27 protein-coding genes and 4 tRNA genes are annotated in these 25,316 nt (G+C 60.6%); 10 read left to right on the top strand and 21 right to left on the bottom strand.

The window, feature by feature from the left end:
- Positions 1-141 precede the first annotated feature (141 nt).
- The 4 genes from P2T68_RS05535 to yacG are packed head-to-tail and all read left to right on the top strand — an operon-like array spanning position 142 to position 3,030.
- On the top strand, positions 142-1,350 hold the full coding sequence (locus P2T68_RS05535) for a type II secretion system F family protein (RefSeq protein ID WP_193690171.1): 1,209 nt from the start codon (positions 142-144) through the stop codon (positions 1,348-1,350).
- Positions 1,347-2,213, top strand: a complete 867-nt coding sequence (locus P2T68_RS05530) for an A24 family peptidase (RefSeq protein ID WP_069075202.1) — start codon at positions 1,347-1,349, stop codon at positions 2,211-2,213. The genes P2T68_RS05535 and P2T68_RS05530 overlap by 4 nt, the downstream gene beginning before the upstream one ends.
- Positions 2,210-2,833, top strand: coding sequence for a dephospho-CoA kinase (coaE, locus tag P2T68_RS05525; protein WP_102624199.1), 624 nt, complete (start codon positions 2,210-2,212; stop codon positions 2,831-2,833). The genes P2T68_RS05530 and coaE overlap by 4 nt, the downstream gene beginning before the upstream one ends.
- Positions 2,830-3,030, top strand: coding sequence for a DNA gyrase inhibitor YacG (gene yacG / locus P2T68_RS05520; RefSeq protein ID WP_017845472.1), 201 nt, complete (start codon positions 2,830-2,832; stop codon positions 3,028-3,030). The genes coaE and yacG overlap by 4 nt, the downstream gene beginning before the upstream one ends.
- Here yacG and P2T68_RS05515 read toward each other — a convergent pair.
- From P2T68_RS05515 to P2T68_RS05505, 3 genes are all read right to left on the bottom strand, one after another.
- Positions 3,027-3,242 carry a hypothetical protein gene (locus P2T68_RS05515; RefSeq protein ID WP_003171680.1) on the bottom strand — a complete coding sequence of 72 codons (216 nt, stop codon included), beginning with the start codon at positions 3,240-3,242 and terminating at the stop codon, positions 3,027-3,029. The two genes, yacG and P2T68_RS05515, sit on opposite strands and share 4 nt — an antisense overlap.
- Positions 3,243-3,318: 76 nt before the next feature.
- Complete coding sequence (locus P2T68_RS05510; RefSeq protein WP_024073381.1) at positions 3,319-4,008, bottom strand: energy-coupling factor ABC transporter permease; 690 nt, start codon at positions 4,006-4,008, stop codon at positions 3,319-3,321.
- Positions 4,005-4,472 carry an FAD/FMN-containing dehydrogenase gene (locus P2T68_RS05505; RefSeq protein WP_277379131.1) on the bottom strand — a complete coding sequence of 156 codons (468 nt, stop codon included), beginning with the start codon at positions 4,470-4,472 and terminating at the stop codon, positions 4,005-4,007. The genes P2T68_RS05510 and P2T68_RS05505 overlap by 4 nt, the downstream gene beginning before the upstream one ends.
- Before the next feature lie 100 nt (positions 4,473-4,572).
- Between P2T68_RS05505 and P2T68_RS05500 the strand changes: the two genes are divergently transcribed.
- From P2T68_RS05500 to P2T68_RS05490, 3 genes are all read left to right on the top strand, one after another.
- On the top strand, positions 4,573-5,202 hold the full coding sequence (locus P2T68_RS05500; RefSeq protein WP_017845475.1) for a DUF1780 domain-containing protein: 630 nt from the start codon (positions 4,573-4,575) through the stop codon (positions 5,200-5,202).
- A gap of 89 nt (positions 5,203-5,291) precedes the next feature.
- Positions 5,292-5,465, top strand: coding sequence for a DUF3094 family protein (locus tag P2T68_RS05495; protein ID WP_024073379.1), 174 nt, complete (start codon positions 5,292-5,294; stop codon positions 5,463-5,465).
- Positions 5,466-5,525: 60 nt separating this feature from the next.
- Complete coding sequence (locus tag P2T68_RS05490) at positions 5,526-6,824, top strand: NAD(P)/FAD-dependent oxidoreductase (protein WP_168232462.1); 1,299 nt, start codon at positions 5,526-5,528, stop codon at positions 6,822-6,824.
- A gap of 193 nt (positions 6,825-7,017) precedes the next feature.
- On the opposite strand, the gene P2T68_RS05485 is transcribed toward P2T68_RS05490, so the two are convergent.
- The 7 genes from P2T68_RS05485 to rluD form a co-directional block, all read right to left on the bottom strand.
- Positions 7,018-7,094, bottom strand: a tRNA-Pro gene (locus tag P2T68_RS05485).
- A 93-nt stretch (positions 7,095-7,187) separates the two neighbouring features.
- A tRNA-Lys gene (locus P2T68_RS05480) sits at positions 7,188-7,263 on the bottom strand.
- 5 nt (positions 7,264-7,268) lie between these two features.
- Positions 7,269-7,345, bottom strand: a tRNA-Pro gene (locus tag P2T68_RS05475).
- Positions 7,346-7,355: 10 nt separating this feature from the next.
- A tRNA-Asn gene (locus tag P2T68_RS05470) sits at positions 7,356-7,431 on the bottom strand.
- A gap of 303 nt (positions 7,432-7,734) precedes the next feature.
- A complete protein-coding gene (gene clpB, locus P2T68_RS05465; protein ID WP_024073343.1) occupies positions 7,735-10,299 on the bottom strand; it encodes an ATP-dependent chaperone ClpB in 2,565 nt (854 codons plus the stop codon).
- Positions 10,300-10,453: 154 nt separating this feature from the next.
- Complete coding sequence (gene pgeF / locus P2T68_RS05460; protein WP_277379130.1) at positions 10,454-11,179, bottom strand: peptidoglycan editing factor PgeF; 726 nt, start codon at positions 11,177-11,179, stop codon at positions 10,454-10,456.
- Positions 11,176-12,138 carry a 23S rRNA pseudouridine(1911/1915/1917) synthase RluD gene (gene rluD, locus P2T68_RS05455; protein ID WP_024073341.1) on the bottom strand — a complete coding sequence of 321 codons (963 nt, stop codon included), beginning with the start codon at positions 12,136-12,138 and terminating at the stop codon, positions 11,176-11,178. Before rluD ends, pgeF begins: the two co-directional genes overlap by 4 nt.
- A 149-nt stretch (positions 12,139-12,287) precedes the next feature.
- Between rluD and P2T68_RS05450 the strand changes: the two genes are divergently transcribed.
- Positions 12,288-13,313 (top strand): outer membrane protein assembly factor BamD, encoded by a 1,026-nt coding sequence (locus P2T68_RS05450; protein WP_024073340.1) that lies wholly within the window; start codon positions 12,288-12,290, stop codon positions 13,311-13,313.
- 127 nt (positions 13,314-13,440) lie between these two features.
- A complete protein-coding gene (locus P2T68_RS05445) occupies positions 13,441-13,674 on the top strand; it encodes a PP0621 family protein (protein ID WP_024073339.1) in 234 nt (77 codons plus the stop codon).
- Here P2T68_RS05445 and thiO read toward each other — a convergent pair.
- Genes thiO through pilV form a run of 5 tightly spaced genes read right to left on the bottom strand, consistent with a single transcriptional unit; the run spans position 13,661 to position 16,967 of the window.
- Positions 13,661-14,770, bottom strand: a complete 1,110-nt coding sequence (gene thiO, locus P2T68_RS05440) for a glycine oxidase ThiO (RefSeq protein WP_168232464.1) — start codon at positions 14,768-14,770, stop codon at positions 13,661-13,663. The two genes, P2T68_RS05445 and thiO, sit on opposite strands and share 14 nt — an antisense overlap.
- Before the next feature lie 56 nt (positions 14,771-14,826).
- Entirely contained in the window at positions 14,827-15,228 is a 402-nt protein-coding gene (locus tag P2T68_RS05435; RefSeq protein ID WP_024073337.1) for a type IV pilin protein, read from the bottom strand.
- An 11-nt stretch (positions 15,229-15,239) separates the two neighbouring features.
- Complete coding sequence (locus P2T68_RS05430) at positions 15,240-15,770, bottom strand: PilX N-terminal domain-containing pilus assembly protein (protein WP_227496846.1); 531 nt, start codon at positions 15,768-15,770, stop codon at positions 15,240-15,242.
- A 7-nt stretch (positions 15,771-15,777) separates the two neighbouring features.
- Positions 15,778-16,485, bottom strand: coding sequence for a prepilin-type N-terminal cleavage/methylation domain-containing protein (locus P2T68_RS05425; protein ID WP_024073335.1), 708 nt, complete (start codon positions 16,483-16,485; stop codon positions 15,778-15,780).
- Complete coding sequence (pilV, locus tag P2T68_RS05420; RefSeq protein WP_041160836.1) at positions 16,482-16,967, bottom strand: type IV pilus modification protein PilV; 486 nt, start codon at positions 16,965-16,967, stop codon at positions 16,482-16,484. The genes P2T68_RS05425 and pilV overlap by 4 nt, the downstream gene beginning before the upstream one ends.
- A gap of 205 nt (positions 16,968-17,172) precedes the next feature.
- On the opposite strand from pilV, the gene P2T68_RS05415 reads away from it, so the two are divergent.
- Positions 17,173-17,754, top strand: coding sequence for a GspH/FimT family protein (locus P2T68_RS05415; RefSeq protein WP_024073333.1), 582 nt, complete (start codon positions 17,173-17,175; stop codon positions 17,752-17,754).
- Here P2T68_RS05415 and ispH read toward each other — a convergent pair.
- The 6 genes from ispH to murJ form a co-directional block, all read right to left on the bottom strand.
- Complete coding sequence (gene ispH / locus P2T68_RS05410; protein WP_277379129.1) at positions 17,708-18,655, bottom strand: 4-hydroxy-3-methylbut-2-enyl diphosphate reductase; 948 nt, start codon at positions 18,653-18,655, stop codon at positions 17,708-17,710. The genes P2T68_RS05415 and ispH overlap by 47 nt on opposite strands.
- 192 nt (positions 18,656-18,847) lie before the next feature.
- Positions 18,848-19,285, bottom strand: coding sequence for an FKBP-type peptidyl-prolyl cis-trans isomerase (gene fkpB / locus P2T68_RS05405; protein ID WP_172831370.1), 438 nt, complete (start codon positions 19,283-19,285; stop codon positions 18,848-18,850).
- Positions 19,286-19,292: 7 nt separating this feature from the next.
- Positions 19,293-19,805, bottom strand: a complete 513-nt coding sequence (lspA, locus tag P2T68_RS05400) for a signal peptidase II (protein ID WP_024073330.1) — start codon at positions 19,803-19,805, stop codon at positions 19,293-19,295.
- Positions 19,798-22,629, bottom strand: coding sequence for an isoleucine--tRNA ligase (ileS, locus tag P2T68_RS05395; protein ID WP_102624664.1), 2,832 nt, complete (start codon positions 22,627-22,629; stop codon positions 19,798-19,800). Before ileS ends, lspA begins: the two co-directional genes overlap by 8 nt.
- Positions 22,630-22,643: 14 nt before the next feature.
- Positions 22,644-23,582 carry a bifunctional riboflavin kinase/FAD synthetase gene (ribF, locus tag P2T68_RS05390; RefSeq protein WP_024073328.1) on the bottom strand — a complete coding sequence of 313 codons (939 nt, stop codon included), beginning with the start codon at positions 23,580-23,582 and terminating at the stop codon, positions 22,644-22,646.
- Positions 23,583-23,701: 119 nt separating this feature from the next.
- Positions 23,702-25,240, bottom strand: coding sequence for a murein biosynthesis integral membrane protein MurJ (gene murJ, locus P2T68_RS05385; RefSeq protein WP_024073327.1), 1,539 nt, complete (start codon positions 25,238-25,240; stop codon positions 23,702-23,704).
- Positions 25,241-25,316: the final 76 nt, after the last annotated feature.

The raw sequence follows: 25,316 nt of genomic DNA, 5'->3' as shown, positions 1-25,316 counted from the left end.
GCCGCGCCAGTGTACTCACCCGCGAGCGGCCCATCGCGCACAAGACGCACATTCTGACATTTTATCGTGCAACACCAGGCCGCCCGAATTTGTCACCTGACTAAGCTATAAAACTTCGACGAACTGGGTGCGGAAATGGACATGGACAACGCTTCAAGGACCTACGCGTGGGAAGGCACCAACCGCCAGGGGCACAGGGTGTCCGGGCACACCACGGGCCACAACCTCGCCCTGATCAAGGCAAAGCTGCGCCAGCAAGGGATCCGCCCCAGCAGCGTGCGCAGGCAATTCCCCGGCCTGGCCTGCCTCGCCGCGCCGATCAAACCCACTGACATCGCCCTGCTCACCCGCCAGTTGGCGACCTTGCTGAAAGCCGGCATTCCTCTGCTGCAAGCCTTCGACATCATCAGCGACGGCTTCGAGAGCCGGCCGATGCAGGAACTGCTCAAGGGGTTGACGCAGGACATCGCCGCCGGCACCGCACTGGCGACCGCGCTGCGCAAACAGCCACGCTATTTCGATGACCTGTACTGCAACCTGATTGCCGCCGGCGAACAGGCCGGGGCATTGGAAACGCTGTTGGAGCGCGTTGCCACTCACCTGGAAAAGAGTGAGCAGCTAAAGGCGCGAATCAAGAAAGCCATGACCTACCCGATCGCCGTCCTGGTGGTGGCGAGCCTGGTCAGCAGCATCCTGCTGATCCACGTAGTGCCGCAATTTCAGAACCTGTTCGCCGGAGTCGACCGACAGTTGCCCGGTTTTACCCTGCACGTCATCGGCCTGTCCACGTTCATGCAGCAAGCCTGGTGGGCTCTGGCGCTTGGCCTCGGGGCCGGTTTTTTCGCGCTGCGCCACGCCTATCGCGTAGCCCCTGGCTTTCGTCAGGGGCTGGATACGGGTTTGTTGAAAGCCCCCTTGGCAGGCACACTGCTGAAGAAATCGGCCGTGGCACGCTATGCCCGCACGCTTTCCACCACGTTCGCGGCTGGGGTGCCGCTGGTACAGGCATTGGATTCAGTGGCAGGTGCCGTCGGCAACGGGCCGTACAAGCAGGCGATCAAACATATGCGTCATGAGGTATCCACAGGCATGCAGTTGAACCAATCCATGGCCGCCAGCGGTCTCTTTCCAGGCATGGCAATTCAGATGACGGCCATCGGAGAGGAGTCGGGCACACTCGAGCGCATGCTGGAAAAAGTCGCGAACCACTATGAATCGGAAGTCGACAACCTGGTCGACAACCTCACCAGCCTGATGGAGCCGCTGATAATGGTGGTGCTGGGGGGCATTGTCGGGGCGCTGGTGATTGCGATGTACCTGCCGGTCTTCCAACTCGGTACAGCGTTTTGAACCTGCTGCTGACTGAGCAGCCATGGGCGTTTGTCGCAGTGGCGCTGGTACTGGGGCTGATCATCGGTAGCTTCCTCAATGTACTGGTATGGCGCCTGCCGAAAATGCTTGAGCGGGAATGGCGCGCACAAGCCCTTGAAGTGCTCGGCATGCCCGCCGACCCCGCCGGGCCCACCTACAACCTGATGCACCCCAACTCCTGCTGCCCGCACTGCAATCACCCGATTCGCCCGTGGGAGAATATCCCGCTGCTCAGCTACCTCATGCTCCGGGGGCGTTGCGCCCATTGTCAGCAGCCGATCAGTGCACGCTACCCCATCACTGAACTGGCCTGCGGGCTGATCTCGGCCATGGTGGCCTGGCATTTTGGCTTTGGCTGGCAAGCCGGGGCAGTCATGCTGTTGAGCTGGGGGCTGCTGGCAATGAGCCTGATCGATGTGGATCACCAACTGCTACCCGATATCCTGGTCCTGCCGCTGCTGTGGCTGGGGCTGATCATCAACAGCGCCGACCTGCTGACCGCACTGCCGGACGCACTGTGGGGCGCGGTGATCGGCTACCTAAGTCTGTGGACAGTGTTCTGGCTGTTCAAACTGGTGACCGGCAAGGACGGCATGGGCCATGGCGACTTCAAGTTATTGGCGCTGCTTGGCGCCTGGGGCGGCTGGCAGATTCTGCCGATGACGCTACTGATGTCTTCGCTGGTGGGCGTGATCGTAGGGCTGATTCTGATGCGCTTGCGCAAGGCTGAGATCTCGGCACCGATGCCGTTTGGTCCCTATCTGGCAATTGCCGGCTGGATTGCCGTGCTCTGGGGTGGTCAAATAACCGACTTCTATTTGCAGTCTGTCGGTTTCAGATGACCACTTCTGTTGCAACACCTTGGATCCTTGGCCTCACTGGCGGTATCGGCAGCGGCAAAAGCGCTGCGGCCCAGCACTTTGTCGACCTGGGCGTCGACCTGGTGGATGCCGACCACGCCGCCCGTTGGGTGGTCGAGCCTGGCCGTCCGGCGCTCGCCCGCATCGCCGAACACTTTGGTGCCGGCGTGCTGCAGCGCGACGGCCAACTGGACCGCGCCGCGCTGCGCAAGCTGATCTTTGAAGTCCCCGAAGAACGCCGCTGGCTGGAAGCCTTGCTGCACCCATTGATTGGCGAGGAGATTCGCAATCACCTGGCCCGCGCCCGATCGCCGTATGCGATCCTGGTGTCACCGCTGCTGATCGAATCCGGCCAGTACCACATGACCCAGCGCATCCTGGTGATCGATGTGCCGCAATCCCTGCAGATTCAGCGTACCCTGCTGCGCGACGGCATCAGCGAACAACAGGTGCAGGCGATTCTCAAGGCCCAGTCCAGCCGCGAAGACCGCCTGAAGCATGCCGATGACGTACTGGTCAATGACCGAGACCTCGCCTGGCTGCACAGCGAGGTCGAGCGACTGCACCACTTTTACCTTACTTTGCGTGGAGGCCGATCATGAGCCAACCCTTGACCGTCGAATGCCCAACCTGCGGCGCACCCGTAGAATGGAAAGCGACCAACCTCAACCGGCCGTTCTGCTCGGACCGTTGCAAGCTCATCGACCTGGGCGCCTGGGCCGCTGAGGAACACAAGATCCCCGTGGCGCCGGACGCCGAAGACGAGCTGTTTTCCGAAGACCTGCCGCCGCGCCATTAAGGCCGCATAAAGGCATATTCCTGCTGGTCGTCGAGGTTCTCTGCAAGGTATTGCAACTCGTCGGCCAGGTCTTCGAAACTGCGCACACCCTTGCTCTGCTGCACCACGGCGCTGAGCATCGCGCGCAGAGTCAAGCCTGGGTCAAAACCGATTTCCTGCGCCGCGTCCTGGCTTCTGCGCAACTCCTGCCGTGCCCACTCATACACACTCATGATTTGTACTCCCGCCTTGCTCAGGAAAAGTTTCGCAAAGCATGGGCCTGCCCCGCTGCGAGCGATTTGACCTGGGTCAAGTCTGCGAATCGTCGTCCTTCCAGGGTGCCGAGAGGTAGCGGGTGCGATTGAATGTCTCCAGCCATTCCGGGCAAAACACCACCAGCGCGCTGATCACCATGCCGTTGATAAAGGCTTCTGGAAAGATGATCAGCCACAGGTAACCGACAAAATCCTCCAGCCATTCCGGCATCGCAAAACGCCCGTCGAACCACAACAACCCCAGCCCCACCAGCAGGCAGAGCAAGGCTGACAACGCAGCGGCAAAAAAACCGGAACAGAAGATATACACGAAGGGATTGCGTGGCTGCGCTCGCTCCACCAGCAACGCGCAGGCTTCGGTGACCAGCACGGGCAGCACAACCAGCAGCAGGCCGTTGATGCCTACCGCCGCCAGGTCCTGGCGCCCCAACAGCATCAAGCCCAACTGGGCGGCAAACCCGCCGACAATTGCCAACGGCCAATCGAGCAACAGAGTAACGGCGGTCATGCCGATAAAGTGGTAGGAGACGCCGGTGTCGAAATCCCGCCGCACCAGCCATAACATGAACAGCGCGAACACCGTGCCAAACAGCAAATGCTGACGCCGCCGATCGGCGAACAGCTCGACCCACGGCGAACGCAGGATCGCCCACAACAGCACAGGCGCATACAGCAACCAGCCGATGCCGAGGGTTGCCGGCGCCAGCACTGCCGCACTGATCACGGCTTGACCTGTTCCAGGGCTTGGCGCAGTTCCGCGGCCGAGCTGTACTCGTGTTGAGCAATCAACTTACCGTTATCCAGTTGCAGCCAGAGCACTTTATCCGCGGGCGCGGGATAGCGCGGAGCAATACGGGCGTCCCGGTCGAGCATCACCCGATAGTTGTAGGCTTGCATCGCCGGCACCGCGAACAACTTGGCGACCAGCCGAGGCATGCGCTGGATGTCTGCGACAAACACCGCGTGGCGCGCCTCGAGATAACCTTTGGGCTGGCCTTGCAAAGCCGCGTCCACCTGCTTGGCGGCGTCCATGCTGCGGGCGACCAACAGGATCTGCGCCTGGTCATCCAGGGTGTAGGCCTGATCGAACTGATCCAACAGGGTCCAGGGCGCCACGCGCTCGCCCACCTCAACGGCCTGGGCCCCGACAGGCAACAGACTCAGCAACAGCACGGCAAAAAACTTCACTGCACACCTCATGCTAGGGAGAACGGACAAGTGGCCAGTCTACACCGAGCTTTTGCGGCGGGACTTCCTGCCGTCATCATTTGGACGCTAAGCTGCATGCATGGATGACTCAGATTATTTGCGCCTGCTCACCGTAGCGGCCGAACAAGCCAACGCGTTCCTGTCCAATGCCCGCAAATGGGAGCGTGAGCGTTGGGTCTGCCAACGCCTGCTGCAAGGCTTGAATGTGCCGTACCGCGCCGAAGAGTTTCACGCCGCCGGGCAGGAACCACCGGACGTACTGTTTCGCGACGCCAGTTTCGAGGTGTTCTTCGTACTGGATGAGGGGCGGCGCCTGAACGACGAATGGCGCGATGAACTGTTGCGTCGGCGCAGTGCGTTCTCCCTGAGCCAACTGGTTCGGCGCGAAGCCAAGCCGCGACGAATTCCGGCCCATGAGTTCCTGTTGCGCCTGGCGCCGACCCTGCGCAAAAAAGCGCACAACTACAAAGAGCGCGGGATGGACCTGGGCGAGTTGGATATCGTCGCGTTTGCCAGCCTCAAGCGCGAAGTCCTGGACCTCAACAGTCACTTCCCGCCGCCCACCGAGTACCTGCGCCAGGGCTGGCGTTCGCTGTCACTGGTGGGGCCGACGTTTGCACGGGTGCTGTTCGCCCACCCGGACGCGCCGGATTTCTTGCGCAACAACCTGGGCCGCAGCATAGTGTTCGACGTGGGCATCAGCCTGTGACACGGGCACAGGCTACGCTTATAGCGTTTGCGCCCACCCACCGACTGTAACGTGGCGCCCTTCTGCAACGTCTACCTGACGAGGCCTTTATGACCAGCCGCCTGAACCCCGATGACCAACAGCATGTCGAAGAGTACCTGCAACTCTCCCAGAACCAAGTCGAGCGCAAGCCTTTCCGGCCATGGCTGCTCCTTGTGGTGGTGCTGGTGGCGGTGATTGGGCTCGGCCTGCTGAGCCGCCTTTTGAGTTACCTGACGCTATGAGCTGCCTGGCGCTCGCGGGGGTAACTGCTCCGATTTCTTTTAGCCTTGCGAGATATCCCCATGACCCATCGTATTATTATCGTCGGCGGCGGCGCCGGCGGCCTGGAGTTGGCTACCCGCCTGGGTAAGACTCTGGGAAAACGCGGCACCGCCAGCATCACGCTGGTGGATACCAACCTGACCCATATCTGGAAGCCCTTGCTGCATGAAGTGGCCGCCGGCTCGCTGAACTCTTCGGAAGACGAACTCAACTACGTCGCCCAGGCCAAATGGAACCACTTCGAGTTCCAACTGGGGCGCATGAGCGGGCTCGACCGTGAACAGAAGAAAATCCAGCTGGCGGCGACCCTCGATGAAGAAGGCCGCGAACTGGTGCCTGCGCGCGTGCTGGGCTATGACAGCCTGGTGATCGCGGTCGGCAGCACCACGAATGACTTCGGCACCGAAGGCGCGGCGCAACACTGTCTGTTCCTCGACACGCGCAAACAGGCGGAACGCTTCCATCAGCAACTGCTCAACCACTACCTGCGCGCCCATGCCGGGCAAACCGACGTGGTGGAAAAGATCAGCGTCGCCATCGTCGGTGCGGGAGCAACCGGTGTCGAACTGGCGGCCGAACTGCATAACGCCGCCCACGAACTGGCCGCTTATGGCCTGGATCGCATCAAACCCGAAAACATGCATATCACCTTGATCGAAGCCGGCCCACGGGTGTTGCCCGCCCTACCGGAGCGGATTGGCGGGCCGGTGCATAAGACCCTGGAGAAGCTTGGCGTGACGGTGCTGACCAACTCGGCGGTCAGCGAAGTGACGGCCGACGCGCTGATCACCAGCAGCGGCCAAGTGATTCCGGCCAGCCTGAAAGTGTGGGCCGCCGGCATCCGCGCGCCAGCCTTCCTCAAGGACATCGACGGCCTGGAAACCAACCGCATCAATCAACTGCAGGTACTGCCGACGCTGCAAACCACCCGCGATGAAAACATCTTCGCCTTCGGTGACTGCGCCGCCTGCCCGCAACCCGGCACCGACCGCAACGTGCCGCCACGCGCCCAGGCCGCGCACCAACAGGCTTCATTGCTGGCCAGATCGTTGAAGCTGCGGATCGAAGGCAAGGACCTGCCATCGTACAAGTACACCGACTACGGCTCGCTGATCTCGCTGTCACGCTTCTCGGCGGTGGGTAACCTGATGGGCAACCTGACAGGCAGCGTGATGCTCGAAGGCTGGCTGGCGCGGATGTTCTATGTGTCGCTGTACCGCATGCACCAGATGGCGCTGTATGGCGTCTTCCGCACGGCGATGCTGATGCTGGGCAGCAGGATCGGGCGCGGGACCGAGCCGCGACTCAAGCTTCACTGACAACACGGTCCCTGATGGGGCTCGGCTAATGGGAGCGGGGGCTTGCGCCCGATGACGGTGAGTCAGCTGAGTAATGAGTGGCTGACACACTGCTATCGGGAGCAAGCCCCCTCCCATATTCGCTTTGTATTGGATTTGAGATAATTCCAGGCAAAAAAAATCCCCGTATCTTTCGATACGAGGATTTTTAATATGGTCGGGGTAAGGGGATTCGAACTCCTGACATCCTGCTCCCAAAGCAGGCGCGCTACCGGACTGCGCTATACCCCGGTAAAAAAAGGCGACCTTTCAGTCGCCTTTCACGACCAGGGCTTTTGACCTCTGATCTTAAGATCTGATTCCAGCGTTAACTGGTCTCAAAAATGGTGGGTCGTGTGGGATTCGAACCTACGACCAATTGGTTAAAAGCCAACTGCTCTACCAACTGAGCTAACGACCCAAAAATGGTCGGGGTAAGGGGATTCGAACTCCTGACATCCTGCTCCCAAAGCAGGCGCGCTACCGGACTGCGCTATACCCCGGTTTTGAAATTGGCTCCGTGACCAGGACTCGAACCTGGGACCCAATGATTAACAGTCATTTGCTCTACCGACTGAGCTATCACGGAACTACACATTTCAAATTTACAACTTTTACTGCGATACAACCTTCTCTTCGATCCGTCCGTATCGCTACGTTCGTGTCTCTGAGGCGCGCTATTCTACAATCTTAAAAACCCCTGTCAACCCTTTAAATTGCTTTTAAGACAATGATTTGCGCTTCTTTCTGATTTCTCCTTGGGGAGAAGAAACCCGTGGGCTGACGTTGCTGCGGGGCGCACTTTACAAGCCTTTGCCTTACAGTTCAACGCCCTAACGAAAAAAAAGGCCCCGCAATGCGGGGCCTCCTCTTATCGCCATACAGGCAAGGCTCAGTGGAAGACGATTTCGTCGTTTTCCACGGTCGCCGTGACGCTGGTCCCTGGCATGAAGCTGCCCGACAGGATCAATTGCGCCAGTGGGTTCTCGATCCAGCGCTGGATCGCACGTTTCAATGGCCGTGCGCCATACACCGGGTCGTAACCGACCGCGATCAATTTGTCCAACGCCTCGCGGCTCAGCTCCAGCGACAACTCGCGCTCGGCCAGGCGGCTGCGCAGGCGTCCCAGCTGGATCTCGGTGATACCCGCAATCTGATCCCGCGCCAAAGGCTCGAAGATCACCACTTCGTCGACCCGGTTGATGAATTCCGGGCGGAAGTGCGAGGTCAACGCATCCATCACCGCAGCGCGCTGGGCTTCGCGATCACCCACCAGTTCCTGGATCTGTACCGACCCCAGGTTGGAGGTCATCACGATCACCGTATTACGGAAATCCACGGTACGCCCGTGGCTGTCCGTCAGGCGGCCATCTTCCAACACTTGCAGCAGGATGTTGAACACATCCGGGTGGGCCTTCTCGACCTCATCCAGCAGGATCACCGAGTAAGGCTTGCGCCGCACTGCTTCGGTCAGGTAACCGCCCTCTTCGTAGCCTACATAGCCTGGTGGAGCCCCAATCAGGCGAGCCACGGAGTGTTTCTCCATGAACTCGGACATATCGATGCGCACCATGGCCTCTTCGGTATCGAAAAGGAACTCGGCCAGGGCTTTGCACAGCTCAGTCTTACCCACACCGGTCGGGCCGAGGAACATGAACGAGCCACTCGGACGGTTCGGGTCGGACAAGCCAGCCCGGGAACGTCGTACCGCGTTGGACACCGCCACCACCGCCTCTTCCTGACCGATGACGCGCTGGTGCAACAGGCTTTCCATCTTCATCAGCTTGTCGCGCTCGCCTTCGAGCATTTTCGACACAGGGATACCGGTCCACTTCGAGACGACTTCGGCAATTTCTTCCTCGGTCACCTTGCTGCGCAGCAACTGGTTTTCGCTCTTGCCGTGCTGGTCGACCATTTGCAGGCTGCGCTCCAGGTCGGGGATCACCCCGTACTGCAACTCCGCCATGCGGTTCAGGTCGCCCTTGCGGCGTGCCGCTTCCAGCTCCTGGCGCGACTGCTCGATTTTTTGCTGGATCTGCGCAGACCCCTGCACTTCGGCTTTTTCCGAGGTCCAGATTTCTTCGAGGTCCGAATACTCACGTTCCAGACGCTGGATTTCTTCCTGGAGTTTTTCCAGGCGTTTCTTCGCGGCCTCGTCTTCTTCCTTTTTCAGGGCCTGGGATTCGACCTTCAGTTGAATCAGGCGCCGATCCAGACGATCGAGTACTTCCGGCTTGGAGTCGATCTCCATGCGAATGCGGCTGGCCGCTTCGTCGATCAAGTCGATGGCTTTGTCCGGCAACTGACGGTCGGTGATATAGCGATGACTCAATTTGGCCGCCGCAATGATCGCGCCGTCGGTAATCGCTACCTTGTGGTGGACCTCATAGCGTTCTTTCAGGCCACGCAGGATCGCGATGGTGTCTTCTTCGCTCGGCTCTTCCACCAGCACTTTCTGGAAGCGACGCTCAAGGGCCGCATCTTTCTCAATGTACTGGCGATACTCGTTAAGCGTGGTCGCACCGACGCAATGCAGCTCACCCCGGGCCAACGCGGGCTTGAGCATATTGCCAGCGTCCATGGAGCCTTCGCCTTTACCGGCGCCGACCATGGTGTGCAACTCGTCGATGAACAGAATGATCTGCCCTTCCTGCTTCGACAGCTCGTTCAGCAGGGATTTGAGGCGCTCTTCGAACTCGCCACGGAACTTGGCACCGGCAATCAACGACCCCATGTCCAGGGACAGCAGGCGCTTGCCCTTCAGGCCGTCTGGCACTTCACCATTGATGATGCGCTGGGCCAGGCCTTCGGCAATCGCGGTCTTACCCACGCCAGGCTCACCGATCAGCACCGGGTTGTTCTTGGTGCGGCGCTGCAGAACCTGGATGGTGCGACGAATTTCGTCGTCACGGCCAATCACCGGATCCAGCTTGCCCTCTTCGGCACGCTTGGTCAGGTCGACGGTGTACTTGTCCAGTGCCTGGCGCGACTCCTCATGGTTGGGGTCGTTCACCGCGTCGCCACCGCGCAGGTTGTTGATGGCGTTTTCCAGGGCTTTCTTGCTCACGCCCTGGCCCAGCAACAACTTGCCGAGCTTGCTGTTCTCGTCCATCGCGGCGAGCAACACCAGCTCGCTGGAGATGAACTGGTCACCTTTCTGCTGCGCCAGGCGGTCAGCCTGGTTGAGCAGGCGTGCCAAGTCCTGCGACATATTCACGTCGCCGGTAGGATTTTGGATTTTCGGCAGTTGGTCGAGCTCTTTGCTCAACTCCTTGCGCAGGCTGTTGACGTCAAAGCCCACTTGCATCAGCAGCGGCTTGATAGAACCACCTTGCTGTTCCAGAAGCGCCTGCATCAAGTGCGCAGGCTCAATCGCCGGATGGTCGAGACCGACCGCCAAGGATTGGGAGTCCGATAAGGCCAACTGCAATTTGCTGGTTAAACGATCAATACGCATTAGTCACCTTCCTTTTGAGCAGGCCGGAGCTATGTATGAGCGAGCATGCTCGCGAGTAACACATCCTGAATGAAGAAACCTGCCAGATAGCCTTATAGATGTGGCCGATTCTGGGAGATTCAAGCTATGGCCAATTGACGCAGATCAGAAGAGTCTAGCGCTCCAGCCAAATAAGGGAGGCAAATCGACCGGTGCGCGGATTGCGCCGGTAGGAAAAGAAGCGGGGATCGGTCACGGTGCAGAAACCGCCACCGTAGATGGCAGTGACACCGCGTGCGGCAAGGCGCAAACGGGCCAATTGGTAGATATCGGCCATGAACTTGCCAGGGTTGCGACTCGGCACAAATGCTTCGGCGGTACCCGGTAGCTGTTGCACGAAGGCTTCGCGCACTTCCGGGCCAACCTCAAAGGCTTGCGGGCCAATCGCGGGGCCCAGCCACACCAGGATATCGGCAGGCTCGGTTTCCAGGCTTTCGACAGCCGCCTCCAGGACGCCCGCCGCCAAGCCACGCCAGCCGGCATGGGCAGCGGCGACGCGGGTACCGGCACGGTTGCAGAACAGCGCAGGCAGACAATCGGCCGTCATGGACGTACAGGCGATACCCGGGGTACTGGTCCAACTGCCATCAGCTTCGGCAATACGGCTCGGGTCAGCCTCGACCACCACCACCCCGTGGACCTGACGCAGCCAGGCCGGCTGGATATGAAAGGCTTCAGTCAGGCGACGACGGTTTTCGAACACCGCCTCAGGGCTGTCCTCGACATGATCGCCCAGGTTGAGGCTGTCGAACGGCGCCAGGCTGACGCCGCCCGCACGGGTGGTGACGCAGGCCTTGACCTGAGCCGGCGCGGGCCAGTCAGGAATCAGCCAGTCACTCATCCGATAAACGCCTCGCGATCCTGCTTGAGCAGCGACAACAGCCACACCAGATCGTCTGGAAGAGGCGATTCCCAGCTCATCCGCTTACCGCTCGTCGGATGATCCAGTTCCAGGAAGCGTGCATGCAGCGCCTGGCGCGGGAATGACTTGAGCGACTCAACCATGGTGGCACTGGCCGCTGGCGGAATGCGGAAGCGACCACCGTAGGCCGGATCGCCGACCAACGGGAAGTTGATGTGGGCCATGTGCACACGAATCTGGTGGGTACGGCCGGTTTCCAGCTTGACCCGCACATGGGTGTGGGAGCGGAAACGCTCCAGCACACGGTAGTGGCTCACGGCCTGCTTGCCACCCTCCATCACCGCCATGCGCTGGCGCTGCTGGCCGTGACGGCCAATGGGTGCGTTGATCTTGCCACCCGCCACCACGACGCCGATCACGATGCATTCGTAGATGCGGCTGACGCTGCGGCTCTGCAACTGTGTAACCAGTTGCGTTTGCGCCTGAATGGTCTTGGCCACCACCATCAAGCCGGTGGTGTCCTTGTCCAGGCGGTGCACGATGCCACAGCGCGGGACGTTGATGATGTCCGGCACGTGGTGCAACAGGGCATTGAGCAAGGTGCCATCAGCGTGCCCAGCCGCCGGGTGAACCACCAGGCCTGCGGGTTTGTTGATGACCAGGATGTCGTCGTCTTCATAGACGATGTCCAGCTCGATGTCCTGGGCGACCCATTCTCCCTGGGCTTCCTGCTCGGCAGTCAGCTCAAGAATCGCACCACCATGCACTATGTCTCGCGGGCGGATAACCGCTCCATCCACAGTCAGGCGGCCGTCTTTGATCCAGGCGGAAAGGCGCGAGCGCGAGTGCTCAGCGAATAATTGTGCGGCGACTTGATCGAGGCGTTGGCCGCCCAATTCGGACGGCACCTCTGCGCGAAGTTCAATTTTATCGGACATGCTCAGACTAGGCGTGGCACAGCCTTTGGTTTCGGCTGCGCGCTTGTGGTTAAATACGGCGTCTTTTGCCCCGAGGCTTTCAACGGGGCGCTCATCATAACAGGACGGCCCCGCCCAAGACAGCGGCCGTCATAGGGACGCAAGCCGCCATGCAAGTGAAACACCTGCTGCTGATCGCCATCCTCGCCATGACTGCTGCTTGCTCGTCAACAAAGGAAGTCGTCGACGAAAACCTGAGCGAAGTCGAGCTGTATCAATTAGCTCAAAAAGACTTGGACAATAATAGCTACACCAGCGCCACAGCGAAGCTGAAGGCCCTGGAGTCGCGCTATCCGTTCGGACGCTACGCCGACCAGGCCCAGCTCGAGCTGATCTACGCCAACTACAAGAACGCCGAGCCGGAAGCCGCCAAGTCCGCCGCCGAGCGTTTTATCCGCCTGCACCCCCAGCACCCGAACGTCGACTACGCCTACTACATGAAGGGCCTGACCTCGTTCGACCAGGACGTTGGCCTGCTGGCGCGCTTCCTGCCGCTGGACATGACCAAGCGTGACCCTGGCGCTGCCCGCGACTCCTACAACGAGTTCGCCCAGTTGACCAGCCGCTACCCTAACAGCCGCTACGCGCCGGACGCCAAGCAGCGCATGATCTACCTGCGCAACCTGCTGGCTTCCTACGAAATCCACGTTGCCCACTACTACCTGACCCGTCAGGCCTATGTTGCCGCCGCCAACCGTGGTCGCTATGTAGTGGAGAACTTCCAGGAAACCCCTTCGGTGGGTGATGGCCTGGCAGTGATGACCGAGGCTTACCAGCGCCTGCACCTGGACGCCCTGGCGGCCACCAGCCTGGAAACCCTGAAGCTCAACTACCCGGACCACCCAAGCCTGAAAGACGGCCAGTTCGTGCCTCAAGTGGCCGAAGCAGACAACCGTTCGTGGCTGAGCAAGTACACCTTGGGCCTGATCGAGTCCCGTCCACCGCTGCCGCCGGGCGAAACCCGCGCCAACCAGGACGTGATGAAGCAGTTCCAAGACGCCAAGGAAGCGATTCCTTCGGACCTCAAGCCGCATGACGAAAATGGTGATGTGATCGAAGAAGAAACGCCACAAGCCTTGGGCAACAACCAGGATCGTTCGTGGTTCAGCTACATGACCTTCGGCGTGTTCGACTGACCGTTCGACACGACGCAAAAAGGGAGCCCTTGGTGGCTCCCTTTTTTATGGGCGCGTATTTATTACGCTGTGCGCCCGCCACGTCCTTGGCTAAACTGCCACATTCCTTGTCGAGAAACTGCCCATCATGCTTCGTCTACTGTTCTGGATTGCCGTCATTGCTGCCGCGGTATGGTTCTGGCGCAAATTCAAAAGCCCCGCAGCCAGACAGCAACGGGCCGGCGAACCCGATGCAGCCTTGATGGTGCGTTGCGCTCACTGCGGCGTGCACTTGCCAAAGGATCGCGCGTTGAGCACCGGACAGATGTGGTACTGCACCCAGGCGCATCTGGAGCAAGGCCCCAAGTCTATCCAGCGTTGATCCGACCTGCTGGGGAGTAAGGCGCTGGGTCAATGATCGGCGTGCGCTTGAGCAGCAAGTCGGCAAACAACTGACAGGACGCCGGCGCCAACACCAGGCCATTGCGGTAATGCCCGCAATTGAGCCACAGCCCCTTGAAGCCTGGTACTTCGCCGATGTAGGGAATCCCTTCCGGCGAACCAGGCCGCAAACCCGCCCAATGGCCTACCACTTCAGCCTCCGCCAGGGCTGGAATCAGCTCTACGGCAGAGGCCTTCAGGCTTTCCAACGCCGACTCGGTTGGGGTTTTATCGAAACCCTCATGCTCCAGGGTGCTGCCTATCAGGATATGCCCGTCACGCCGAGGAATCGCATAACGCCCCTTGGCCAGCACCATGCTCGATAAAAAGTCAGGCGCGCACTTGTACAAAATCATCTGGCCCTTAACCGGCTCCACAGGCAGCGACAGGCCCAGCTTGCCGAGCAACTCCCCGCTCCAGGCGCCGGCCGCAAGCACGACCTGCTCACCGAAAATCGGCCCTGTGGCCGTGTTCACGCCCACTACCTTGTCGCCTTCCAGCACAAACCCTTCGACTTCGCACTGCTCGTGTATCGTCACCCCAGGCAACGCCGACAACGCGGCCCTGAGCGATTTGATCAAGCGCGGGTTACGCACATTGGCCACGTTCGCCATGTAGATCGCCTGGGAGTAGCCGCCACCCAGCACCGGGACCGCATCATGGGCAGCCGACACATCCACCTTGCTCAATGGCCGCCCCTCACGCGCGGCCCAGGCCAAGGCTTCGGCTTCATCTTCCAAGTCCAACCAGTACAGCCCCGTGGTGTGAACCTGCGGGTCGACCCCGGTATCAGCAAACAAGCGCTCAGCCAGCTGTGGATAAAAATCCTGGGACCAATGGGCCAACGCCGTGACCGCCGGGCTGTAGCGCCACGGATACAACGGCGAAACAATACCGCCGCCCGCCCAGGAAGATTCCTGCCCAAGCCCCGCTCGCTCCAACAGGACGACCGCCCGCCCCTGGGTGGCCAGGTTGAACGCCGTCAACAAGCCGATTACTCCACCACCGACAATCACCACTTGCTGCTTAGCCATCATTTGATCCAGCCGATAAAAAGGGAAAAGCGCGCCCGGCGCCCAATCGAACACTCTCATCATTGCCCCCAGCACGTCGTACGCGACATGTCAGGTGCTGCGCCCGGATTACTGCGCACGCCGGTACTGGTCAGGCTGAATTCGCCGCAACGATCACCCGCCATGACTGAGTCGACGACCGGCGTGGCTAGCAGGCTGAACGCCTGAGGGTTCAATGCCACGCTGATTCTATAGCGATCATTGCCGGCACTGATGCCGTTTGCGTCAATAAAAGTGCCGTTCCTCGTGTAATAGCGTTCCAGATGCTGGGCCTGTTCAGTCAACAGCGCGACAATTTCCGCGCGATAAACCTTTTGGACATGGCCGGTATACCCGGGGTAGGCGATACCAGCCAGCAACGCGATGATCGCCACCGCGATCAACAACTCAATCAGGGTAAAACCTCGGCTATCCATGCCCATGACACCATTCCTCAGTAAAGTTGCCGCCACAACACTCGCTGAAACCGCGCCCCACTGCCTTCGCCGACCCGCGCATACACCACCTCCAGCACAGTGCGTGATTGACCGCTGAGCCCTACAGCCGTGACCCGATACAGCATTGCCGGGGTTTCGGGCGGCAGATGAACCAGCCCCACAGCTGGGCCGAGGGATTGAATAGCGTAAAGGCCACCCGTCATGGCAACCCAGGTCACTGCGGACACGGGATGAGGCCCAGCGCCAGTTACCGAAGACGCCTCGCCTGGCGGTGCACAGGTCACGAGTGACGTGCATGTTGGCCACGCACCACCTGCCCGCCGCAGGGCTGTCTCCCCCAGCCGAAGGCCGCTTTCAGCACTTTGCAGCGACTGATTGCGATGCCAGAAGCTGCCGGCGATCTTCTGCTGGGACACGGCCCCCTGCATCGAAGACAAGCCCACCAGGGATAACAACAGCAGGAATACCAGGCTGATCAACAGCACCATGCCCGCCTGGCGAAGATCGACACGCTTATCAAGCCCCATGAGCGCCCTACCCCAACCGGTTACGCAGTGCGGCAACGACGCTCCAGGTTTGAGCCTTCACGCGCTCCGTCGGGTCGTGCAGCGTGAGGAGAATGCGGACACTGAGGATCAATGAAGCATCGAGCGGGCTGGACTCATACCGCACCACGCGTGTCGAACCCGGTCGGTCCGCCATGCCAAAACTGATATCGAACGCCTGCACGCCATCCACCAGCACCGCCTTGGCCGGGGATGCTGGCGTACTGACTTTCATCTGGCCCGACTCAAAGGTGTAGGTGACCTGGCGTATGCCAAACCGAATCTGCCCCGGTGCAGCGGGCGGTGGCGTGCCCGAATAGGCCTGGGCGGAACCGGAGCAGTCGGACAACACCGTCCAGTCCGGCTTCCCGCTGCCTTCACCAATATCCGCCGTAACCAGCGTCAGGGACCTTGAGCTGCCCGCCCCTGCCCAACTGATCGGCCGCTCAAAGGCCTGCGGCGCATTCTCGATAAAGCCCGCATCCAGGCAACCAAACATGCCCGCCAGGCGAATGTCCTGAATCAATTTGCCGAGCGCAAATCGCGCATCGTCTTGCATCAGCATGGCTGACTGCTGAGTGGCCTGGGTCGATCGAGCGCTGATTGCGACCTGGCTGACGCCAAGTACCAGCATCAACCCGACCGCCAATGCCAACAACAACTCCAGCAGGCTGAACCCACGTACCGCGCGGTTCATGGCCCCACCTGCGGCTCGCTGGCGATGCGACTGGTCAGGGTGAAGGTTTCCCGCGCGCCACCGCTGTTTGCGCCACGGCCATCGTCCCAACTGATGCTGACGATCACCTCATTGCCGCGCATGACCACCGAACCTTGGCCGCTCTCACCAGCAAAACCGACGATATTGGCTTCGAAGTCGTGCAAGTCCAAGTCACGCACACTCGCCCCGGCAGTGACGGAAGGGGCACGTTCGGCCAGCCCCCACGAATAGTCCGCGCCCGAGTTGGCGCGAAGACGGTCGAGCATGTCGTAGGCGATAAAGCTGGCCTGGCTGGTCATTCGCGCGCTGTCGGTGTACTTGAGCGCGTTGAGCTGGACCACCGCTGCGCCGAGCAGGCCAACGGCGAGTATCAACACCGCCACCAACACCTCGATCAGCGTCATGCCAGTTTGGTGCTCGGGTGCAGCAGGGGTTAGAAAAACGTCAGGGCAAGCAAGCATTACCGTCGTCATCCATGTCGAAGGCCAGGGAAAAGCAGGAAAAACCTGCTGTGCGGCCAAAGACTAGCGGCGATTTTTCGACCGTGCTGCTCCCGGAACATAGGGAAATACTTTGGACATAAAAGCCATCATTCAACGCCCCCTTCAGGGCGCTATACCTAAGCCTGCCATCTGATTATCTACCGCGTCCAAGGAGGGACGGCATATGACACAACGCGGCTTTACCCTGATCGAGCTGCTACTCGGGCTGATCATAAGTGGCGTCCTGGCTCACCTGGCCGTGCCAAGTTTCAAGGGGTTGCTTGAGTCACAGCAGCGGCACAGCGCAGCGCAATCCTTGGCCGGCGGCATGCGCTACGCCCGCACCGAAGCCATCGCACGCAACCGAGCGGTGATCATTCATGCGATGGACGACGACTGGAGTCGAGGGTGGCGGGTGATCGTGGATGTGAGCGGGCGCGGGCACCTGGACAACAAAAACCCCGTATTACTGGAGCGCCAGGACAGTGGACGCGTACCGATCGTGGGCAACGGGCCCGTCAAGCACCAAGTACGCTTCAGCGGGTTGGGCGAGCCTGTGTTTGCAGGCGGGGGATTCCGTGCCGGCACCGTCCATGTGTGTGCGACGGATCAGGCACAGAGCCTGTTCCAGGTGGTACTGGCGCCCAGCGGACGCATCAGCCTGCGCAGCGATAAAACCGAGCAGGCCTTGTGCCGGGGCTACGCCGCCACCCTGGGACTCAGAGCAGCGAGCGAACCCGCAGCTCCTTGGGCATGGAGAAAGTGATGTTCTCTTCACGTCCGGCGAGCTCATCGGCACCCGTGGCACCCCAGGCCTGCAACTGCTGGATCACACCACGCACCAGGACTTCCGGCGCCGAAGCGCCCGCCGTGATGCCGATCCGCTCGACACCGTCGAACCAACTGCGCTGCATGTCTTCGGCACCATCGATCAGGTACGCCGGGGTCGCCATCCGCTCGGCCAGCTCACGCAGCCGATTGGAGTTGGAGCTGTTGGGGCTGCCAACGACCAACACCACGTCGCACTCATCAGCCAATTGCTTGACCGCATCCTGGCGGTTTTGCGTGGCGTAGCAGATATCATCCTTGCGTGGACCGCCAATCGACGGGAAACGTGTGCGCAGGGCATCGATCACGCGACTGGTGTCGTCCATGGACAAGGTGGTCTGGGTCACGAAGGCCAAGCGTTCAGGGTTGTGCACCTGCAAGCTGGCGACGTCCTTTTCGTCCTCCACCAGGTAGATCGCACCACCATTGCTGCCGTCATACTGGCCCATGGTGCCTTCGACTTCCGGATGACCAGCATGGCCGATCAGGATGCACTCACGGCCGTCGCGGCTGTAGCGCGCAACTTCGATGTGAACCTTGGTCACCAGCGGGCAGGTGGCATCGAAGACTTTCAGGCCACGCCCGGCAGCTTCAGTACGCACCGCCTGGGAGACCCCGTGGGCGCTGAAGATGACGATGACGTCGTCCGGCACCTGGTCCAGCTCTTCGACAAAGATCGCGCCGCGAGCGCGCAGGTCTTCGACCACGAATTTGTTGTGGACCACTTCATGGCGTACGTAAATCGGCGGTCCGAAGACTTCCAGGGCGCGATTGACGATTTCGATCGCCCGGTCCACGCCAGCGCAGAAGCCACGGGGGTTGGCGAGTTTGATTTGCATGCGGTGCCTCGTGTCTTGCGGCTATTTTGGGTCAGGCGTGACGCTGACCCAAACGACAATGAAGATCATAGGTGGGAGGGGGCTTGCCCCCGATGGCGGTGGGTCAGTAGACAAACTTTGACTGAACCACCGCTATCGGGGGCAAGCCCCCTCCCACACAAGCCCACTCCACACATGATTGTGTGTCGTTGATCAGATTGCTTTAACGTCGATGATTTCAACGTCGAACGTCAAGGTTTTACCGGCCAACGGGTGATTGAAGTCGATGGTTACCTGCGCATCATCGAAAGCCTTGACCACACCAGGCAACTCGGTGTTCGCCGCATCGTTGAAGATCACCAGCAGGCCTTCCGACAGCTCCATATCCTGGAACTGCGAACGCGGGATGATCTGCACGTTTTGCGGGTTTGGCTGGCCAAAGGCGTTTTCCGGCAGGATCTGCAGGTTGCGCTTGTCGCCGGCCTTGAAACCGAACAGGGCCGCTTCGAAACCCGGCAGCAGGTTGCCATCACCCACCTTGAAGGTCGCCGGGGCTTTGTCGAACGTGCTGTCGACCGTGTCGCCATTCTCCAGGCGCAGTGCGAAATGCAAAGTGACTTCCGTGTTCTGGCCGATACGTTGTTCAGCCAATACCTGATCAGTCATTGACGGTCTCTCCGGTTTTCTTACTCTTGAACATATCCAGCGCCAGCATGATTGCACCGACGGTGATGGCGCTGTCGGCAAAGTTGAACGCCGGGAAGTACCAGCGGTTCTGCCAGTGCACCAGAATGAAGTCGATCACATGGCCCAGGGCAATGCGGTCGTACAAGTTGCCCAGCGCGCCGCCCAGCACCAGGGCCAAGGCGATCGCCAGCCAGGTGTCATCGCGGCCCAGGCGCTTGAGCCAGACCACCAGCACCGCACTGACCACCACGGCAATCAGGGCGAACAGCCAGCGCTGCCAGCCACCGCTGTCAGCGAGGAAACTGAAGGCGGCGCCGGTGTTGTAGGCCAGGGTCCAGCTGAAGTAATCCGGAATTACCACGATCTGCTGGAACATCTCCAGGGAACCCTCGAAATGAGCCTTGCTGACCTGGTCGATGACCAGTACCAGCACGCTCAGTACGAGCCAGCCCAGGCGTCCGAAACGATCCGCTGCATCAGGCATAGTGGCGAACCTCGCCAGCACCGCTGATGTTGTCGACGCAACGACCGCAGATTTCCGGATGCTCGGGGTTTACGCCAACGTCTTCACGACAGTGCCAGCAACGGGCGCACTTAGGGAACGCCGACTTGACCACTTTGAGCTTGAGGCCCGGTACTTCGGTGGCCACGGCATCCGCTGGAGCCTGGGCAAAGGGTGCCAGGCTGGCGGTGGACGTGATCAACACGAAGCGCAGTTCGTTGCTCAGCTTGGCCAGGTCGGCGGTCAGGCTTTCCTCGGCAAACAGGGTGACTTCGGCCTGCAGGTTGCCACCGACGGCCTTGGCCGCACGCTGGACTTCCAGTTCCTTGTTCACCGCGACCTTCACGGCCATCACGCCTTCCCAGTACTCGCGACCCAGCTCGAAGTCGGCCGGCAGTTCGGTCAGGCCTTCATACCAGGTGTTGAGCATCACGGACTCGTTACGCTCGCCCGGCAGGTACTCCCACAGTTCGTCGGCGGTGAAGGCCAGGATCGGTGCGATCCAGCGCACCAGCGCTTCGCTGATGTGGTACAGCGCGGTCTGCGCCGAACGGCGCGCCTTGCTGTTGGCGCCGGTGGTGTACTGGCGGTCCTTGATGATATCGAGGTAGAAACCACCCAGTTCCTGCACGCAGAAATTGTGGATCTTCGAGTACACGTTCCAGAAGCGGTATTCGCCGTAGTGCTCCTGCAGCTCGCGCTGCAGCAACAGTGTACGGTCCACGGCCCAACGGTCCAGGGCGAGCATGTCCTCGGCCGGCAGGATGTCGGTGGCCGGGTTGAAACCGGTCAGGTTCGACAGCATGAAGCGTGCGGTATTGCGGATACGACGGTAGGCATCGGCGCTGCGGGCCAGGATCTGGTCCGACACGGCGATCTCGCCCGAGTAATCGGTCGAGGCTACCCACAGACGCATGATGTCGGCACCCAAGGTGTCGTTGATCTTTTTCGGTTCGATCACATTCTTCAGCGACTTGGACATCTTGCGGCCCGTCTCGTCGACGGTGAAACCGTGGGTCAGCAGTTCGCGGTACGGGGCGTGGTCGTCGATGGCGCAACCCGTCAGCAACGAGGAGTGGAACCAGCCACGGTGCTGGTCCGAGCCTTCCAGGTACAGGTCCGCACGTGGGCCGTTCTCGTGGCCCATCGGGTGCGAGCCGCGCAATACGTGCCAGTGGGTGGTACCGGAGTCGAACCACACGTCGAGGGTGTCGCTGATCTTGTCGTACAGCGGCGCTTCGTCACCCAGCAGCTCGGCGGCATCCAGCTTGAACCAGGCTTCGATGCCTTCCTGTTCAACGCGTTGAGCCACGGTTTCCATCAGTTCGACGGTGCGAGGGTGCAGTTCGCCGCTTTCCTTGTTCAGGAAGAACGGGATCGGCACACCCCAGTTGCGCTGGCGGGAGATGCACCAGTCTGGACGATTGGCGATCATCGAGTGCAGGCGCGCCTGGCCCCAGGCCGGGACGAACTTGGTGTCTTCGATGGCTTTGAGCGAGCGCACACGCAGGGTGTCGCCGCTGGCGGGCTCTTTGTCCATGCCGATGAACCACTGCGCGGTGGCGCGGTAGATCAGCGGGGTCTTGTGGCGCCAGCAGTGCATATAGCTGTGTTGGATAGTCGCGGTTTGCATGAGTGCGCCGACTTCGCGCAGCTTGTCGATGATCGCCTGGTCGGCCTTGAAGATGAACTGGCCACCGAAGAACTCCAGCGAAGACGCATATACGCCATTGCTTTGCACCGGGTTGATGATGTCATCGTTCACCAGGCCGTACTTCTTGCAGATGACGAAGTCGTCCACGCCATAGGCAGGCGAGCAGTGAACCACGCCGGTACCGGAACCCAGCTCGACGTAGTCAGCCAGGTACACCGGCGACAGGCGGTCGTAGAACGGATGACGGAAGTTGATCAGTTCCAGCGCAGAGCCGGTCGTGGTAGCAATCACCGAGCCTTGCAGCTCGTAGCGGGCCAGGCAGGCCTCGACCATTTCTTCAGCCAGCACCAGCAGGCGATCACCAACGTCCACCAGGGCGTAGGTGAACTCCGGGTGCACGTTCAGCGCCTGGTTGGCCGGAATGGTCCACGGGGTGGTGGTCCAGATCACGATGGCGGCAGGCTTGGCCAGGCTCGACAGGCCGAAGGCCTCGGCGAGCTTGACGTCGTCGGCAACCGGGAAGGCCACATCGATGGTCGAGGACTTCTTGTCTTCGTACTCGACTTCCGCTTCAGCCAGGGCCGAACCGCAGTCAAAGCACCAGTTCACGGGCTTGAGGCCCTTGAACACGAAACCGCCCTTGACGATTTCGGCCAAGGCGCGGATTTCACCGGCCTCGTTCTTGAAGTTCATGGTCTTGTACGGGTTGTCCCAATCGCCCAGCACGCCCAGGCGGATGAATTCGGACTTCTGCCCTTCGATCTGCTCGGTGGCGTAGGCGCGGCACAGCTCGCGGGTCTTGTCGGCGCCCAGGTTCTTGCCGTAGGTCACTTCGACTTTGTGTTCGATCGGCAGGCCATGGCAGTCCCAACCCGGAACATAAGGCGCGTCGAAACCCGAAAGGGTTTTCGAACGGATGATCATGTCCTTGAGAATCTTGTTCAGCGCATGACCGATGTGAATCGTGCCGTTGGCGTAAGGAGGGCCGTCGTGCAGAACGAATTTCGGACGATCCTTGCCAATTTCGCGCAACTTTCCGTACAGGCCAATACTGTCCCAGCGCTGCAGGATCTGCGGTTCGCGCTGTGGCAGGCCGGCCTTCATTGGGAAGGCGGTGTCCGGAAGGTTTAGCGTGGCTTTATAGTCGGTCATTTAAGGCTCTTCGGTTAGCGATGGGCGCTAGGTGCGGCTAGTGCACGGGCGGCGGCGACATCCGCATTGATCGCCGTTTTCAACGCCTCCAGGGAGGCGAAACGCTGCTCTTCACGCAGCTTCTGGTGGAAAACCACCGTCAAACGCCGGTCATACAGATCACCGGCAAAATCCAAAAGGTGAACTTCCAGGTGGGCCTTGCCATCACCTGCAACCGTGGGCCTGACACCTATATTGGCGACTCCCGGCCACGATTGGCCGTCGATATCGACGCTCACCAGGTAAACCCCGGTCAGCGGCACACGACGGCGCTTGAGTTGCACGTTGGCAGTTGGCGTACCCAGTTGGCGCGCCAGCTTCTGGCCGTGCAATACCCGCCCGGCAATGCGGAACGGGCGACCGAGCAGACGCTCGGCCAAGGCGAAGTCGGCAGCGGCCAGGGCATTACGCACCTGGGTGCTGCTCACGCGCAGGCCATCCAGTTCGACGGTTTGCGCGGCTTCGACGGTAAACCCCTGGGTGACACCGGCGTGTTGCAGGAAATCGAAATCGCCGACCCGGTCACAACCGAAACGGAAGTCGTCGCCGACCTCCAAATGCTGTACGCCCAGGCCATCGACCAGGATACGGTCGACAAACTCAGCGGCGCTGAGGCTCTGCAAACGCTGGTTGAAGGCCAGGCAGAGGACGCGGTCCACACCTTCGTCGGCCAGCAGTTGCAGCTTGTCCCGAAGGCGGGCCAGACGGGCCGGTGCCGTTTCCGGGGTAAAGTATTCCCGCGGCTGCGGCTCAAAAATCACCACGCAGCTGGGCACGCCCAACTCGACCGCACGCTCGCGCAGCCTTGCCAGGATAGCCTGGTGGCCACGGTGAACACCGTCAAAGTTGCCAATAGTGGCGACGCAGCCCCGATGCTGGGGGCGCAGGTTGTGGAGACCTCGAACCAGCTGCATAACGCGCTTCTTGCTCATAAAGTGGTCGATTATAACCACACCCGGCCCCGGATCACAGGCAACAGCGCAGGCCAAATGGGTCGAATCGATAAAACAATCGTTTTATCACGGCAAAGTCTCTATCCCAGCGACTTGCGATTGAAATCCCGCAGGCGGAAGCCCTGCAGCAGCAACATCCCGAAGTACACCACCACACCGGCGACGACAAGTACGCCAAGGCGCACGAAGCGCTCCAACATATGGCCTTGATCCCAGGCGGGCATGATGTGCATCAGCCCGAGCAGCACGGCCGACATCATCGCCACCGCTACCAGCAACTTGAGCGCAAACATCCCCCAGCCCGGCTGCGGTTGGAACATCTGCTGCTTACGCAGTTGATAAAACAGCAGGCCCGCATTGATACAGGCACCGGCGCTGATCGCCAAGGCAAGACCGGCGTGGGCCAGCGGGCCGATGAATACCAGGTTGAGCAGTTGCGTGACGATCAGCGTGAAGATTGCAATCTTCACCGGCGTGCGGATGTTTTGCTGGGCGTAGAAACCCGGCGCCAGCACTTTGATCACGATAATGCCGAGCAGGCCGACGGAGTAGGCAATCAACGCATGCTGGGTCATCAGGGCGTCGTGTGCATCGAATTGCCCGTACTGGAACAGCGACACCGTCAGCGGCTCAGCCAGGATTCCCAGCGCCAGGGAGCACGGCAACACCAGGACGAAACACAGGCGCAGCCCCCAGTCGAGAATGCGCGAGTACTCCTGGCGATCCTTGCTGGCGTAGGTACGCGCCAGGGTCGGCAGCAAAATCGTGCCCAGGGCAACGCCAAGCACGCCGGACGGCAGTTCCATCAGACGATCGGCGTAGTACATCCACGACACCGAGCCGGAGACCAGCAGCGAGGCAAACGCGGTGTTGATGATCAGGGAAATCTGACTGACCGACACACCGAGGATCGCCGGCAACATGTTGCGCATTACGCGCCAGACGCCTGTGTCCTTGAGGTTCAGGCGCGGCAGGACGAGCATGCCGATCTTTTTCAGGTGCGGCAGTTGGTACAGCAATTGCGCCAGCCCGCCTGCCAGGACCGCCCAGCCCAGGGCCATGACCGGCGGATCGAAGTACGGCGTAAGGAACAGCGCGAAGATAATCATGCTGACGTTCAGCAGGGTCGGCACGAAGGCCGGCACCGAGAAACGATTCCAGGTATTGAGGATCGCCCCGGCCAGGGAGGATAGGGAGATCAGCAATATATAAGGAAAGGTCACGCGCAACAGATCAGTGGTCAGCGCGAATTTTTCCGGGGTGTTGGCGAAACCGGGCGCCGTCGCCCAGATCACCCAGGGGGCGGCGAGCATGCCGGCGATGGTCACCAGCATCAATACCAGGGTGAGCAGGCCGGAGACGTAGGCAATAAAGGTACGGGTCGCCTCCTCGCCCTGCTGGGTCTTGTATTCAGCCAGGATCGGCACGAACGCCTGGGAAAATGCGCCCTCGGCGAAGATTCGCCGCAGCAGGTTGGGCAGCTTAAACGCTATAAAGAAGGCATCCGTGGCCATGCTGGCGCCAAAAATGCGCGCCAGCAGGGTGTCACGCACAAACCCCAAAACCCGGGAGATCATCGTGATAGAGCTGACGGCGGCCAACGATTTGAGCAGATTCATTGAAAGAGTTTGCGCCTATAGATAAAGAGCAGGCGAACTAAGCGCCTACATATGCGATACTGCGCGCCTGCAACAG

The organism is Pseudomonas sp. G11 (assembly GCF_029457515.1).
In the GTDB taxonomy this organism is placed as follows: Bacteria; Pseudomonadota; Gammaproteobacteria; order Pseudomonadales; family Pseudomonadaceae; genus Aquipseudomonas; species Aquipseudomonas gorinensis.
Note: the sequence above shows the minus strand (reverse complement) of the source record. Positions and strands in the feature narration are given on the sequence as shown.

Excerpts from the sequence above, each read along its gene's own strand:
- coaE (WP_102624199.1), top strand. The coding sequence starts at position 2,210 with ATGACCACTTCTGTTGCAACACCTTGGATCCTTGGCCTCACTGGCGGT.
- ribF (WP_024073328.1), bottom strand. The coding sequence starts at position 23,582 with ATGCAGCTGGTTCGAGGTCTCCACAACCTGCGCCCCCAGCATCGGGGC.
- P2T68_RS05495 (WP_024073379.1), top strand. The coding sequence starts at position 5,292 with ATGACCAGCCGCCTGAACCCCGATGACCAACAGCATGTCGAAGAGTAC.
- clpB (WP_024073343.1), bottom strand. The coding sequence starts at position 10,299 with ATGCGTATTGATCGTTTAACCAGCAAATTGCAGTTGGCCTTATCGGAC.
- P2T68_RS05535 (WP_193690171.1), top strand. The coding sequence starts at position 142 with ATGGACAACGCTTCAAGGACCTACGCGTGGGAAGGCACCAACCGCCAG.
- P2T68_RS05415 (WP_024073333.1), top strand. The coding sequence starts at position 17,173 with ATGACACAACGCGGCTTTACCCTGATCGAGCTGCTACTCGGGCTGATC.
- P2T68_RS05450 (WP_024073340.1), top strand. The coding sequence starts at position 12,288 with ATGCAAGTGAAACACCTGCTGCTGATCGCCATCCTCGCCATGACTGCT.
- thiO (WP_168232464.1), bottom strand. The coding sequence starts at position 14,770 with ATGATGGCTAAGCAGCAAGTGGTGATTGTCGGTGGTGGAGTAATCGGC.
- ispH (WP_277379129.1), bottom strand. The coding sequence starts at position 18,655 with ATGCAAATCAAACTCGCCAACCCCCGTGGCTTCTGCGCTGGCGTGGAC.
- P2T68_RS05435 (WP_024073337.1), bottom strand. The coding sequence starts at position 15,228 with ATGGGCATGGATAGCCGAGGTTTTACCCTGATTGAGTTGTTGATCGCG.
- ileS (WP_102624664.1), bottom strand. The coding sequence starts at position 22,629 with ATGACCGACTATAAAGCCACGCTAAACCTTCCGGACACCGCCTTCCCA.
- murJ (WP_024073327.1), bottom strand. The coding sequence starts at position 25,240 with ATGAATCTGCTCAAATCGTTGGCCGCCGTCAGCTCTATCACGATGATC.
- P2T68_RS05445 (WP_024073339.1), top strand. The coding sequence starts at position 13,441 with ATGCTTCGTCTACTGTTCTGGATTGCCGTCATTGCTGCCGCGGTATGG.
- lspA (WP_024073330.1), bottom strand. The coding sequence starts at position 19,805 with ATGCCTGATGCAGCGGATCGTTTCGGACGCCTGGGCTGGCTCGTACTG.
- yacG (WP_017845472.1), top strand. The coding sequence starts at position 2,830 with ATGAGCCAACCCTTGACCGTCGAATGCCCAACCTGCGGCGCACCCGTA.
- P2T68_RS05490 (WP_168232462.1), top strand. The coding sequence starts at position 5,526 with ATGACCCATCGTATTATTATCGTCGGCGGCGGCGCCGGCGGCCTGGAG.
- rluD (WP_024073341.1), bottom strand. The coding sequence starts at position 12,138 with ATGTCCGATAAAATTGAACTTCGCGCAGAGGTGCCGTCCGAATTGGGC.
- pgeF (WP_277379130.1), bottom strand. The coding sequence starts at position 11,179 with ATGAGTGACTGGCTGATTCCTGACTGGCCCGCGCCGGCTCAGGTCAAG.
- P2T68_RS05515 (WP_003171680.1), bottom strand. The coding sequence starts at position 3,242 with ATGAGTGTGTATGAGTGGGCACGGCAGGAGTTGCGCAGAAGCCAGGAC.
- pilV (WP_041160836.1), bottom strand. The coding sequence starts at position 16,967 with ATGCTTGCTTGCCCTGACGTTTTTCTAACCCCTGCTGCACCCGAGCAC.
- P2T68_RS05500 (WP_017845475.1), top strand. The coding sequence starts at position 4,573 with ATGGATGACTCAGATTATTTGCGCCTGCTCACCGTAGCGGCCGAACAA.
- P2T68_RS05425 (WP_024073335.1), bottom strand. The coding sequence starts at position 16,485 with ATGAACCGCGCGGTACGTGGGTTCAGCCTGCTGGAGTTGTTGTTGGCA.
- P2T68_RS05430 (WP_227496846.1), bottom strand. The coding sequence starts at position 15,770 with ATGGGGCTTGATAAGCGTGTCGATCTTCGCCAGGCGGGCATGGTGCTG.